This is a genomic window from Curtobacterium sp. Csp1, from assembly GCF_013347185.1.
This window is the reverse complement of sequence record NZ_CP054594.1, coordinates 2,255,147-2,267,608: the sequence shown is the minus strand read 5'-3', so window position 1 is coordinate 2,267,608 and position 12,462 is coordinate 2,255,147. Positions and strand designations below refer to the sequence as shown.

The 12,462-nt window shown below is 72.3% G+C and carries 13 protein-coding genes and 1 pseudogene; 6 read left to right on the top strand and 8 right to left on the bottom strand.

Annotated elements, in window-relative coordinates; translation table 11 throughout:
* Positions 1-59: 59 nt before the first annotated feature.
* From HUN58_RS10850 to HUN58_RS10835, 4 genes are all read right to left on the bottom strand, one after another.
* Positions 60-524, bottom strand: a complete 465-nt coding sequence (locus HUN58_RS10850; RefSeq protein ID WP_058742475.1) for a MarR family winged helix-turn-helix transcriptional regulator — start codon at positions 522-524, stop codon at positions 60-62.
* 20 nt (positions 525-544) lie between these two features.
* The gene (locus HUN58_RS10845; RefSeq protein ID WP_241490207.1) at positions 545-1,249 is read right to left on the bottom strand and encodes a DUF4396 domain-containing protein; all 705 of its coding nucleotides are present in this window, start codon (positions 1,247-1,249) and stop codon (positions 545-547) included.
* Positions 1,250-1,409: 160 nt separating this feature from the next.
* A complete protein-coding gene (locus tag HUN58_RS10840) occupies positions 1,410-2,867 on the bottom strand; it encodes a sugar porter family MFS transporter (RefSeq protein ID WP_141862698.1) in 1,458 nt (485 codons plus the stop codon).
* A 354-nt stretch (positions 2,868-3,221) separates the two neighbouring features.
* A complete protein-coding gene (locus HUN58_RS10835) occupies positions 3,222-3,725 on the bottom strand; it encodes a hypothetical protein (protein ID WP_141862700.1) in 504 nt (167 codons plus the stop codon).
* Between the two features lie 111 nt (positions 3,726-3,836).
* On the opposite strand from HUN58_RS10835, the gene HUN58_RS10830 reads away from it, so the two are divergent.
* Positions 3,837-4,742 carry a LysM domain-containing protein gene (locus HUN58_RS10830; RefSeq protein WP_141862701.1) on the top strand — a complete coding sequence of 302 codons (906 nt, stop codon included), beginning with the start codon at positions 3,837-3,839 and terminating at the stop codon, positions 4,740-4,742.
* A gap of 72 nt (positions 4,743-4,814) precedes the next feature.
* Here the strand turns inward: HUN58_RS10830 and pgi are convergent, their stop codons facing one another.
* From pgi to HUN58_RS10810, 4 genes are all read right to left on the bottom strand, one after another.
* Positions 4,815-6,521, bottom strand: a complete 1,707-nt coding sequence (pgi, locus tag HUN58_RS10825) for a glucose-6-phosphate isomerase (protein ID WP_058742471.1) — start codon at positions 6,519-6,521, stop codon at positions 4,815-4,817.
* A 371-nt stretch (positions 6,522-6,892) separates the two neighbouring features.
* Complete coding sequence (locus HUN58_RS10820) at positions 6,893-9,139, bottom strand: cation-translocating P-type ATPase (RefSeq protein WP_180224747.1); 2,247 nt, start codon at positions 9,137-9,139, stop codon at positions 6,893-6,895.
* Positions 9,136-9,354 carry a heavy-metal-associated domain-containing protein gene (locus HUN58_RS10815; protein WP_114850586.1) on the bottom strand — a complete coding sequence of 73 codons (219 nt, stop codon included), beginning with the start codon at positions 9,352-9,354 and terminating at the stop codon, positions 9,136-9,138. Before HUN58_RS10815 ends, HUN58_RS10820 begins: the two co-directional genes overlap by 4 nt.
* Positions 9,355-9,399: 45 nt before the next feature.
* The gene (locus HUN58_RS10810; protein WP_180224746.1) at positions 9,400-9,711 is read right to left on the bottom strand and encodes a metal-sensitive transcriptional regulator; all 312 of its coding nucleotides are present in this window, start codon (positions 9,709-9,711) and stop codon (positions 9,400-9,402) included.
* Between the two features lie 179 nt (positions 9,712-9,890).
* Here HUN58_RS10810 and HUN58_RS10805 point away from each other — a divergent pair, with 179 nt between their 5' ends.
* The 5 genes and pseudogenes from HUN58_RS10805 to HUN58_RS20245 all read left to right on the top strand — a co-directional run.
* Complete coding sequence (locus HUN58_RS10805; protein ID WP_180224745.1) at positions 9,891-11,084, top strand: helix-turn-helix domain-containing protein; 1,194 nt, start codon at positions 9,891-9,893, stop codon at positions 11,082-11,084.
* A 162-nt stretch (positions 11,085-11,246) separates the two neighbouring features.
* Positions 11,247-11,702 (top strand): Asp23/Gls24 family envelope stress response protein, encoded by a 456-nt coding sequence (locus HUN58_RS10800; protein WP_114850588.1) that lies wholly within the window; start codon positions 11,247-11,249, stop codon positions 11,700-11,702.
* Entirely contained in the window at positions 11,695-11,886 is a 192-nt protein-coding gene (locus tag HUN58_RS10795) for a DUF2273 domain-containing protein (RefSeq protein WP_022902999.1), read from the top strand. Before HUN58_RS10800 ends, HUN58_RS10795 begins: the two co-directional genes overlap by 8 nt.
* Positions 11,883-12,215: a hypothetical protein gene (locus HUN58_RS10790; protein ID WP_114850590.1), complete on the top strand. Its 333-nt coding sequence runs from the start codon at positions 11,883-11,885 to the stop codon at positions 12,213-12,215. Before HUN58_RS10795 ends, HUN58_RS10790 begins: the two co-directional genes overlap by 4 nt.
* A gap of 12 nt (positions 12,216-12,227) precedes the next feature.
* Positions 12,228-12,462 (top strand): annotated as a pseudogene (locus HUN58_RS20245) (hypothetical protein); the annotation flags it as partial.

Here is a 12,462-nt window from a genome sequence, read left to right as displayed (position 1 = left end):
TTGCATGCAAGCAATGATTGTACGCATGCAACTGTTGCTCCCCGCAAGAGCGGTCGGCGTCAGCCCCCGAAGGCGGAGACCTCCTCGGGCGCCGGCTCCCCCATCGCCCGGCGGAACGCCGCCATGCCCGCGACGGCGACCGCACGGTCCTGCTCGGGCATCCCCGCGACGATCGCCTCGAGTTCACGACGGCGGCGCTCGGTCACCTCGTCCACCAGGGCGCGCCCGCGGTCGGTGGCGGCGATGCGGACCTCGCGCCGGTTGTCGGCGCCGGGACGCCGCTCGACCCAGCCGCCCGCGACAAGCCGGTCGACGTTGCGGGTCAGGGTCGAGGGGCCGACCGCGAGCCGGTCGGCCAGGTCGCCGGAGCGCGTCGGCCCGAGGGAGACGACGAGGACGATGAGCCGGAACTGCGGCACGGTGACGTCCTCGAGCGCGGGGGCCAGGGACCGGGCGACGACCCCGAGGAGCCCCCGGGAGGCGGCGAGGACCTCGTCGATCCCCTGGACAGCGTGCTCCGACATGCCCTCATCCTGGCAGGCGGTCACATCGCCTCCTTGAGCCCCCACCGCACCAGGAGCGCGTTCACCGGGTAGGAGCACACGAAGCCCGCGACCATGGCCAGCTGCATCGCGACCCAGAACTCGGGCGTCGTCACCGCGAGCCGACCGCCCAGGACCGCCGGGAGCACCGCGAACTGCAGCAGCGCCATCACGCCGTACATGCCGACCTGCCACGCCGTGATGCTCAGGGTGTCGGCCTTGAGCGCGGCGACGAGCCCGTCCCGCCACCCGAGCCCGCGCATCGGGGCGATGGCCGCGTACTGGAACGCGATCCCCACCACGAAGGCGATCACGAAGTCGATGATCCAGCCCGCGAAGATCGGGTCCCCGTAGAGCGACCCGAGCCCGACGAGCGTGCCGAGCGCCGGGAACGCGACGAGCCCGAACTCCCCCACCAGGTCGCCGAGCGCGCACCCGGCACCGCAGTGGCTCGTGTCGATCGCGGTACCCGCCCAGCGGCCGTGTCCGTCCACGGTCGCCCGGCCGCGGCGCAGGTAGAAGACGAGCCACACGACGCTGCCGAACAGCATCGTGAGCGGCCAGACGAGCGCCATCACCCGCATGTGCGGCGGGTGACGGACGACGTCGACGGCCACGAACGCGGCGCAGCCGACCGCCACGACGAGCAGGACGGCGCAGACGGCCGTGAGCGCGGGCGGGAGGTCCGCCACCTGCAGTCCGGTCACCCTGTCCACCCTCCGCGCATGGTTGTACCCGTACAACCGCCGAGCGTACCGACACCGCCGACGTCGGTTCCCGGGCTCGCGTCCCCCGCGTGACCGGCAGACGGACGGGAGGCGCGGTGCCCGCTGGCACCGCGCCTCCCGTCCGTCCCGTGCGCGCGCCTCAGGCGCGCGTCTGCTTCTTGTCGACCACGAAGATGTTGCCGGTGGTGACGCCCTCCTCGACCTCTTCGAGGGTGCGCCCGCGGCTCTCCGGGACGAACTTCCAGATGAAGAAGAGCGCCAGCAGGCCGACGATGCCGAAGCCGAAGAACGTCCCGGTGATCCCGGTGGCGGCGACGATCGTCGGGAAGTAGAGTCCGAGGAACGCGTTCGCGATCCAGAGGCAGAACACCGCGATGCCCATGCCGAGCGCGCGGATCTGGGTCGGGAAGATCTCGGACAGGATGACCCAGGTGGCGATGTTCAGGAAGGTCTGCATCGATCCGACGAACGCGACGACCAGGAACAGGATGACCCAGGGCCGGGCAGGGTTGCCCTCAACGAGGGTCATCGACGCGATCCCGATCAGGAAGTGACAGACCGTGGTCAGCGAGTACCCGATGATGAGCGTCGTCCGACGGTTGATCCGCTCCATGTTGGCGATGGCGATCACACCGCCGACCACGGCGATGACGCCGGGTGCGATGTTGGCGATGAGCGCTGCCGACTGCTGGAAGCCGGACTCGATCAGGACGGTCTGTCCGTAGTACATGATCGAGTTGATGCCGGTGAGCTGCTGCGCGACGCCGATGCCAGCCCCGATGAGCACGATGCGGATGAGCCACTTGTTGCCGAGCAGGGTGCGCCAGCCGCTCACCCGCTCGACCTTCGCCTCGAACTCGTTCGTCCGCTTGATGTCGTCGAGCTCGGCGACCGCACGCTCCCGCGATCGGATCTGTCCGAGGACCTCGAGCGCCTCGTCGTTGCGGCCCTTCGACGCGAGCCACCGGGGCGACTCGGGGACGCGGAGCATGCCGACGAAGAGCGCGATCGCCGGCAGGGCGCAGACGGCGAGCATGACGCGCCAGACGCCGTTGCCCTCGCCCCAGAGGTTGCCGATGATCGCGTTCACGACGAAGGCCGCGAGCTGCCCGATGACGATCATCAGCTCGTTGCGACCGGAGAGGGATCCGCGGATCTCGTACGGCGCGAGCTCGGCGAGGAACACGGGGACGACCGTCGAGGCACCGCCCACCGCCAACCCGAGGAGCACTCGGCCGATCACCATGACGCCGAACGCCGGCGCGGCGACACAGACCACGGTGCCGACGAAGAACGTCACCGCGAGCAGGATGATCGTCTTGCGACGCCCCCAGCCGTCGGCGATCCGACCGCCGAGCATCGCGCCGATCGCGGCCCCGAACAGCAGGGAACTGGTCACGACGCCCTCGGTGAGGTTCGTCAGCCCGAGCTCCTGCTTCATGGGCAGCAGAGCACCGTTGATCACGCCGGTGTCGTAGCCGAACAGCAGGCCGCCGAACGTGGCGACGAGGGCCAGGACGCCGAGGCGGCGACGGTGCGGGCCGGTGCCCACCGGGGGCAGTGCGACCTTCGGTGCTGTCGGCTTGATGTCGACCATGCGGTGACTCCTTCGTCGGGTGATCGCGCGTCTTCGCGTGGGACCGATGGTAGCCCCGATCCATGTCCTGTCAATCACACATTAAGCCAATCTGACGTGTGGATCGCTCCATGAAAGCCCCGATCAGCGCGGGCGCGGTCCAATCACCCGGGCGCGCGCCACGGCCGGCGGGTGGTCGGTCGATCGGTCGGCAGCCGACCGACCCGGCCGGGACGTTCGGCACAACCGGAAGCACGTCGCGCCACGGAAGCCCGTGGCGCGAGCTGCTTCCGGTTGTGCGGAGTCACAACGCACCTCGGTCCAGTCGAGACGCACGGCACCGCACAGCCGTGACCGTCGCCGCACCACGGCGCGCTACTCGGCCGCCGTCGCCCCGTCGCCCAGGACGTCCCCGAGCGAGGCCATCCCCGCTCCGTGGTCCGTGTACCGCCGCACCGTCCGACGGGCCGCGGCACTCGCAGCCCCCGCGAGCGCCGGGTTCCGCCGTGCGGCGTCCGCCACCCGTCCCGCGTGCCCGGCGGTGGACAGCAGGACGTTCGCGAGCGCCCGGGCGTCGCCGGACTCCGGGACGCCGGTGACGGCCCACGCGCTCCGGAGCTGGTCGTCCGGTGTGACCCCGCGGCGGGTGCCCATCCGGTGCCAGTCGGACAGGGCGCCCTCGGTCCGCGAGGCCGCGCGCTCGACCTCTCCCGCGCGACGGCGCTCGACCGACCGGGCAGCGTCGGCGGCGTCCGACCCGGGCTCCCGACCGGCGACCGCCTCGGCACGCTGTCGGGCGTCGGTGGCGTCCCCGCCGGCGGCCGCGATCCGTGCGGCGTGGGCGGCTGCGGCGGCGGCGAGGATCTCGTGGCGGTCCATGCCCTCGACGGTAGCCGCTCCGACCGACAGCATGGGTCCGGCGACACATCCGTGCACCTCGGACTCGTGCAGTCGCGAGCGGCTCGGTACGCTCGGACCCGAGGGGGAATCATGAACCGAACGGCCGCGATCAGCGTCGCTGCACTGACCCTGGTCGCACTGTCCGGCTGCTCGCTGTTGCGCGGGTCCGACGGAGCGCTCCCGGCGCCCTCGGACCCGGCGACGGCGTCGGCCACCGCGACCCCCACGCCGTCCGCGACCGCCGACGGCACGTCCGACACCGAGCGACTGGCCGCCTCCGCCACCCCGCGCGTGCCGACCCCCGCCCCGACCGAGGCCGCGGCGCCCGACCCCGAGCTCACGCCGATCCCGGCCGGGACCGTGCTCACCGAGGCCGACGTCGCATCGCCCAAGGGCAGCATCCACTTCCACCTCCGGGTCGTGGCCGACGGCGACGACACCTTCACGGCGCAGTACACGGGCTTCACCTCGACGCTGCCGGTGCCCGTGGGCGTCGGGTTCTTCGAGAAGGCCCGTCAGGTCGGCGACGCCCTGACCTACCACGGCGTCGGGGACCACGTCCTCGGCGGACCGACGTCCGGGCCGCAGTCGGTCGACGTCCCGCTGGACGGCTCCGGCGTCGACCCGTCCGGACTCACCGAGCTCGTCGTCGCCTCGGCCGCCGCGCAGGGGCAGGACGTCCCCGTCGAGATCGCGCTCGACAAGGTGCTCGCCGTCTCGACGGTGCGGTGGTCCGTGCCCGCTCGGCAGACGAACGTGCACCCGGTGGACGGCGGCGTGCGGGCGAACGCCTCGGGTCCGGTCACGGCGACGACGGCGTCCGGAGCGCCGAAGGCCTACACGGTGCGGTCCGGGGACCTGATCGCGGACGTCGCGCTCCGGTTCGGGATCACCGTGAAGGACCTCGTCTGGCTGAACCAGGGCCTGCAGGTCTTCGGCGACGACCAGGAGCTCTACCAGGACACGTCGCTGAACCTCGACCCGCTCGGTCGCTGACCCCCACGAGACGGACGGGAGGCGCGTGGCGGACCCGTCACGCGCCTCCAGTCCGTCTCGGGGTGACGCGGTCTAGCCGCGCAGCTCCAGGTACTTCGCGATGAGCGCCTTGGTCGACGAGTCCTGCGCGTCGAGCGCGGACTGGTCGCCGTCGACCGCCGGGGCGATCTGCAGCGCGAGCTGCTTGCCGAGCTCCACGCCCCACTGGTCGAACGAGTCGATGCCCCAGATGGTGCCCTCGGTGAACACGATGTGCTCGTACAGCGCGATGAGCTGGCCGAGGACGCTCGGGGTGAGCTCCGGCGCGAGGATCGACGTCGACGGCTTGTTGCCGGTGAAGGTGCGGGCCGCGACGATCCCCTCGTCCGTGGTGCCCTCGGCGCGGACCTCGTCGGCGGTCTTGCCGAACGCGAGCGCCTTCGTCTGCGCGAAGAAGTTCGCGAGGAACAGGGCGTGCACGTCCTGGCCCGGCTGCACGGCCTTCCCGTCGCCGGACTCGTCCTTGAGCGGACGGGCCGGCTTCGCGACCGTGATGAAGTCCGCCGGGATCAGGCGCGTGCCCTGGTGGATGAGCTGGTAGAACGCGTGCTGGCCGTTCGTGCCGGGCTCGCCCCAGAAGACCTCGCCGGTGTCCGTCGTGACGGGGCTGCCGTCCCAGCGGACGCGCTTGCCGTTCGACTCCATCGTGAGCTGCTGCAGGTACGCGGCGAAGCGGTGCAGGTACTGCGTGTACGGCAGGACCGCGTGGCTCTGGGCGCCGAGGAAGTTCGTGTACCAGACGTTGAGCAGGCCCATCAGGACGGGGACGTTCTGCTCGAGCGGGGTGGTCCGGACGTGCTCGTCGATGGCGTGGAACCCGGCGAGGAACTGCTCCCAGTTCTCCTTGCCGATGGCGATCACGACCGAGGTCCCGATGGCGGAGTCGACCGAGTAGCGGCCGCCCACCCAGTCCCAGAACCCGAAGGCGTTCTCCGGGTCGATGCCGAACGCGGCGACCTTGTCGAGCGCGGTCGACACGGCGACGAAGTGCTTCGCGACGGCGTTCGACTTCTCGTCCTCGGACGCGTCGGTCAGGCCGAGCCGCTCCCAGAGCCACTGGCGCGCCAGGCGGGCGTTCGTCAGGGTCTCGAGGGTGCCGAAGGTCTTCGACGCGACGATGAAGAGCGTGGTCTCGGGGTCGAGGTCCGCGGTCTTCTCGTAGATGTCGGCGGGGTCGATGTTCGAGACGAAGCGCGCCTCGAGCCCGGGCTGCACGTACGGCTTCAGGGCCTCGTAGACCATGACCGGCCCGAGGTCCGAGCCGCCGATGCCGATGTTCACGACGGTCTCGATGCGCTTGCCCGAGACGCCGGTCCAGGCGCCGGAGCGGACCTGCTCGGCGAACGCGTAGACCTTGTCGAGGGTGGCGTGCACATCGGCGTCGACGTCCTGGCCGTCCACGACGAGCGCCGGCTCGATGCCCTTCGGACGACGGAGCGCGGTGTGCAGGACGGCGCGGTCCTCGGTCACGTTGATGTGCTCGCCGGCGAGCATCGCACGGAAACGCTCGGCGACCTTCGTGTCCTTCGCGACCTCGAGCAGCGCGTCGAGGATCTCGGGCGTCACGAGGCCCTTGGACAGGTCGACGGTCAGGTCGGCGGCCTGGAACGTGTACTGCTCGGCACGACCGGGGTCGCTGTCGAACCAACCGCGCAGGTCGGGGGTGAAGCCGTCGGCGATGCCGGCGAGCTTCTTCCAGCCGTCGGTCGACGTGGGGTCGACGGGAGCAGATTCGGTCACTTCGGTCCTCCTGGGATCGCGTTCGATCAATCGAGCCCGCGGGTCACCGCAGCGCTGCGTCGCGGACCACGTCCGAGCGTAGTGCCGTCCGTACAGGCGCGCGCACAGCGGCCGTTCCGCTCGTGGCGGACCGTTCCGCGCATCGGGTGCCGGACCTTTCGTCCTCCGACGCGCGGTCCTGCATCCCACGTCACGTGCGATGGGCAGGAACCGCCGGACGGGAGGCACGACCAGCGTCCGCCGCGCGCGTCACGCGAGCAGCGCCGCCAGGACGTCCGCGACCGGTCCGTGGGAGCCGACCGCCAGGCGCGACCAGCCCGCAGGTGGAGCCGCGCACCGCGCGCGACCGCCCACACCCGGAGTCGCTGCGGTCAGGACCGGGCGGCGAACCGGCGGAGCCGCAGGCTGTTCGTCACGACGAAGACCGACGAGAACGCCATCGCCGCACCGGCCAGCACCGGGTTGAGCAGCCCCGCCATCGCGAGCGGGATCGCCGCGACGTTGTACGCGAACGCCCAGAACAGGTTGCCCCGGATCGTCCGCAGCGTCGCCCGCGCGAGCCGGACCGCGTCGGCGACGACGGTCAGTCGGCCGCTCACCACCGTGATGTCGCTCGCCGCGATCGCCGCGTCGGTGCCGGCGCCCATCGCGATCCCGAGGTCGGCCGCCGCCAGGGCCGCCGCGTCGTTCACGCCGTCGCCGACCATCGCCACGGTCCGTCCCTCGGCCTGCAACCGCCGGACGGTCTCGAGCTTCGACGCCGGCGTGGCCCGGGCGTGCACCTCGTCGATGCCGATCTGCTCGGCGACCGCACGGGCGGCACCCGCGTTGTCACCGGTGAGCAGGACCGGTCGGAGCCCGAGCTCCCGGAAGCGCCGGACCGCGTCGGCGGCCTCGGGCTTGACGGTGTCGCCGACCACGACGACCCCGAGGGCCATCCCGCCGCGGGCGACCACGACCGCGGTGCCGCCAGCGGTCTCGACTGTGGACACGGCGGCGGCGAGGTCGTCCGGGAGCGCGATCGCCCAGTCCGACGCCAGCCAGGACGCGGTACCGACGAGCACGACCTCGGTCCCCACGAGCGCCTGCACGCCGGCACCGGGGACCGCGCGGAAGTCCACCGCGCGGGGCACGTCGAGCCCCCGGGCGCGCGCCGCCTCGACCACGGCGCGGCCGACGGGGTGCTCGGAGCCGTCCTCGACGGACGCCGCGAGCGCGAGCACCGTGGCGGCGTCGGCCGACGCGACGGCCCGCACGTCCCGGACCGTCATCTCGCCGGTCGTCACGGTGCCGGTCTTGTCGAGCACGATCGTGTCGACCGTCCGGGTCCGCTCGAGTGCCTGCGGTCCACCGATCAGGATGCCGAGCTGCGACCCCCGACCGGTCCCGACGAGCAGTGCCGTCGGGGTCGCGAGCCCGAGGGCGCACGGGCAGGCGATGATGAGCGTCGCGACGGCCGCGGTGAACGCCGCCGTCACCGAGCCGCCCGCGACGAGCCACCCGACGAACGCGACGACGGCGAGTCCGATGACGACGGGCACGAACACGGCGGAGACCCGGTCAGCCAGGCGCTGCACCGCGGCCTTGCCGGTCTGCGCGTCCTCGACGAGCTTGCCCATCCGCGCGAGCTCGGTGTCGGCGCCGACCGCGGTGACCTCGACCACGAGCCGACCGCCCACGTTGACGGTCGCCCCGGTCACCCGGTCGCCCGGCCGGACCTCGACGGGGACGGACTCGCCCGTGAGCATGCCGATGTCGACCGCCGAGGAGCCGTCCCGGACGACGCCGTCGCTCGGGATCCGCTCCCCCGGTCGGACGACCACGACGTCGCCGACGACGAGCGAGGCGGCCGGGACCCGCTGCTCGACCGGGCCGCCGGGGCCGTCGCGGAGCACCGAGGCGTCCTTCGCCCCGAGGGCGAGCAGGGCACGCAGCGCCTCGCCCGAGCGCTGCTTGGCCCGGGCCTCCATGTACCGCCCGGCGAGGATGAAGACGGTCACGGCCGCCGCGACCTCGAGGTACAGGTCGCTCGCCTCGGGGTCGGTCGCGAACCACGAGAACGCCATGTGCATCCCCGGCCGCCCGGCGTCGCCGAGGAACAGCGCGTACAGCGACCAGAGGAACGCCGCGCCCACCCCGACGCTGACCAGGGTGTCCATGGTCGCCGCACCGTGCCGCGCGTTCGTCCACGCCGCACGGTGGAAGGGCAGGGCACCCCACACCGCGACGGGGGCCGCGAGGGCGAGCGCCGCCCACTGCCAGTTCGGGAACTGCAGCACGGGCACCATCGACAGCAGCACGACGGGCACCGCGAGCACCGCGGACACGACGAGTCGCTGCCGCAGGGCCGCGGTCGGATCAGCGGGCGGGACGTCGCCGTCCGACTCGGGTGCCGCCGGGGCGTGCACGGTCGCGCCGTACCCGGCGGCCTCGACCGCGGCGATGAGGGCGGCGGTGTCCGCCGCGTCCGGGCCGGCGACCTCGACCTGCGCCTGTTCCGTGGCGTAGTTCACCGTCGCCGTGACCCCCGGGAGCTTGCCGAGCTTGCGCTCGATCCGGTTCGCGCACGAGGCGCAGGTCATGCCGGTGATGTCGAGCTCGACGACCCCGTCGCTCACCGTGCCACGACCTCGTAGCCCGCCTCGGCGACGGCGGCGCGCACGGCCGCGGGGTCGAGCGGACGGTCGGAGGTGACGGTCACGGCCGAGGAGCCGCCCGGCACGAGCTCGACCGCGACGTCGGTGACGCCCTCGAGCTCGGACACCTCCTCGGTGACGCTCGCCACGCAGTGCTCGCAGGTCATGCCGGTGACGGCGAGGGTCTCGGTGCTCATGGGGTTCCTTCCGGTCGGTGGATCAGTGATCGTCAGCAGGGGTGGTCAGGAGCGCACGAGGCGTGCGATCGCGTCGCTCGCCTCGCGCACCTTGACGTCGGCGGCGTCGCCGCCCTCGGCGACCGCCTCGGCGACGCAGTGCCGCAGGTGGTCCTCGAGCAGCGACAGCGCCACGCGCTCGAGCGCGCGGTTGGCCGCGGAGATCTGGGTGAGGACGTCGATGCAGTACGTCTCGTCCTCGACCATGCGCGCGATGCCACGCACCTGCCCCTCCGCGCGGCGGAGCCGCTTGAGCAGGTCGTCCTTGTCGTCGATGTACCCGACGTGCGCGTGGTCGTGCATGCTGTCCTCCGGCATGGCCAACACGGTACCCCCCTGGGGTATTCCGCGTGCGGTCGCGCAGGTGGTGCGGATCGGCCGGGAGGCACGTGGCGGGCCCGCCACGTGCCTCCCGGCCGGGGGTGTCCGGGCCTGTCTGCGGTCCGCGATCCGTAGTCGTCAGCGCGGTTCCCGGACAGTGCTGTCATGATGCGCGGGTGAGCACCTCGTCGACGAACGGATTCCGCCGACTGCGGTTCACCGACGGCGACGGCACCTCGTACGAGCGGATCTTCTCCGCGGAGTACAACGGTCGCGACCTCGGGACGGACACCTTCGTGACCGAGGGGACCCACTACGAGTACACGATCGTGGGCGACGACGACCTCACGCTGCGGACCATGCGCTCCGAGGGTGGACGGCGGGGCGGCGTCATCGGGCCGCGCGACGACCACGTGGTCTTCTGGCTCACCAAGGGCCTGCTCGAGATGCACTTCGCGGACCGCTCCCGGATCATCGAGCCGGGGAGCGCCTACATCGCGTCGGCGTCCGAGGCGTACCGGTTCGAGTCGGCGGACACCGTCTACAACGGCCTGCACCTGTCCGACGCCTTCCTGCGGTCCGTCGGCGACGAGCTCGGCTACCGGCTGCCGTCCGGGCCGCTCCTGTTCGACCAGCAGGACGAGGCCGTCGCGCAGCGTGAACCACTGCGGCGGCTCGTGCAGGACCTCGCGCCGGCGCTCCTCGACGACCGCGTGGTCGGTCCGATGCGCACGGCGCTCAACCGACGGCTGGCGACCGTCGTCCTCGACACCTTCCCGGTGCGGGACCGCGGGGACGACATCCCCGTCGCGAACCGGTTGCGGGACGCGATCCGGTACGTCGAGGCCCACGCCGCCGACCGCCCCTCGGTGCCCGAGATCGCCGCCGCGTGCGGCCTGAGCCAGCGCGGGCTGCAGGACGTCTTCGCGCGCACCCTCGGGACGACGCCGAACCGGTTCCTCCGCGACCACCGCCTGGACTGCGTCCGCCGTGCACTCCTGCACGCCGCCGGCGACGACGGCGTGACCCCGATCGCGCGGCAGTGGGGCTTCACGAACCCGGGGCGCTTCGCTGCGGCGTACCGGGAGCGCTTCGGCGAGGACCCGGCCGCGACCCTGCGGGCGTCGCGCGCGGCGCAGCCCGAGATGGGCCGGTCGTCCTGGCGGGTGCGACGGGCCGTGGCGCACATCGAACGGCACGTCGACGCGGAGCTGACGGTCGAGCAGATCGCGGCGGCCGCCGGTGTCCGACCTCGCCGGCTGCAGCAGCTCTTCCAGGAGGAGTGCGGGCAGTCCCCCATGGCCTACGTGCGCGCCCTCCGCTCCGCTGCACGGCGCAACACCCGGGCCGGAATCGGCGGCCGGGCCTGAGCCTCAGCTCACGGGGTACAACGAGAACCGCCGTTCTGGCGTCCTGGCTGGAAGTTCTCTGGAACCGCTGAACCGAGCGTGACGAACCTCGGTGGCAGTCCGTCCCACTCGTGAACAGCATCCGCTGGGATCGCCCGGCGGACACCTCGGAAGGAGCAACCAATGGCTGACACCACGAACACCACCCCCGCCACCACCGCCGCTCGCGCGACCGGCTCGCACGCTTCGGGTTCGACCTCGGGCAAGACCACGATCGACGACACCGTCGTCTCGAAGGTCGCCGGCATCGCCGCCCGCGAGGTCAACGGCGTGCACTCCCTCGGCAACGGCGCGGCCCGTGCGATCGGCGCCCTGCGTGACGCGATCGGCCAGCGCGACTACGGCCAGGGCGTCAAGGTCGAGGTCGGCGAGAAGCAGGTCGCTGCCGACGTGGTGATCGTCGCCGAGTACCCCGTGTCGCTGCAGCAGGTCGCCGACGGTGTCCGCTCGTCGGTCGCCCGTGCGCTCACGCAGATCGTCGGCATGGAGGTCGCGGAGGTCAACGTGACCGTCCAGGACGTCCACATCCCGGGTGACGACGACGACAACGAGGACAAGAAGGAGTCGCGCGTTGAGTAACACACTCGTCGGCGCCCTGATCGGCGCCATCCTGGCCGTCGTGGCCCTGCAGTTCGGTTTCTGGGGCTTCGTCCTGGTGATCGTGTTCGGTGCGATCGGTGCCCTCGTGGCCGCGATCAGCTCGGGCAAGATCGACCGCGGCGCCCTGACCGACGTGCTGACCGGACGCCGGAGCTCCCGGTGAACGCCGGCCCGGAGGGCCTCGCCCAGAGCTCCGTCCCGGGCCGCGTCGAGATCACCGCTCGTGCACTGACCGCCCTCGCCCGGGCAGTCGCAGCCGAACGGCTCGGCGCTCCCGCGAAGCGAGTCCGTGTCGGGCTCGGTGACCACGCCGGCGCCCTGGCGCTGGACGTCACCGGCCCCATCCGTGCCCAGGCGGACGTCCTCGGGGCGGCTTCGGCCGCCGCCGAGCGGGTCCGCTCGCGGGTGTCGGAGTTGTCGGGGCGGCAGGTGGGCAGTGCCCACATCGAACTGACCGGGATCGTGCGTGAGCACGAGGACCGGGTCCGGTAACAGGAGGAACTGATGAGCAGCACTTCTTCGCTCGAGCGGCGCCTGCGCCGCCGGAGCGTGCACCGGTCCCGGTCCACCGCGGTCGCGATCACCCTGATCGTCACCGCCCTGGTCGCGGCGTGGATCGGTGTCGAAGCGGTCCTGAAGGCCATCGGCCAGCGCCCCCTGCTGGCCGACCCGCAGACCATCGTCGACGCCGCCCTGCAGCCCGACGCCGCGTTCACGACCATCGCCGAGGTGACCGCCG

What these genes read in the sequence shown, in the direction of transcription:
- HUN58_RS10850 (WP_058742475.1), bottom strand. Translation starts at nt 524, where the DNA reads ATGTCGGAGCACGCTGTCCAGGGGATCGACGAGGTCCTCGCCGCCTCC.
- HUN58_RS10840 (WP_141862698.1), bottom strand. Translation starts at nt 2,867, where the DNA reads ATGGTCGACATCAAGCCGACAGCACCGAAGGTCGCACTGCCCCCGGTG.
- HUN58_RS10835 (WP_141862700.1), bottom strand. Translation starts at nt 3,725, where the DNA reads ATGGACCGCCACGAGATCCTCGCCGCCGCCGCAGCCGCCCACGCCGCA.
- HUN58_RS10830 (WP_141862701.1), top strand. Translation starts at nt 3,837, where the DNA reads ATGAACCGAACGGCCGCGATCAGCGTCGCTGCACTGACCCTGGTCGCA.
- HUN58_RS10815 (WP_114850586.1), bottom strand. Translation starts at nt 9,354, where the DNA reads ATGAGCACCGAGACCCTCGCCGTCACCGGCATGACCTGCGAGCACTGC.
- HUN58_RS10810 (WP_180224746.1), bottom strand. Translation starts at nt 9,711, where the DNA reads ATGCCGGAGGACAGCATGCACGACCACGCGCACGTCGGGTACATCGAC.
- HUN58_RS10800 (WP_114850588.1), top strand. Translation starts at nt 11,247, where the DNA reads ATGGCTGACACCACGAACACCACCCCCGCCACCACCGCCGCTCGCGCG.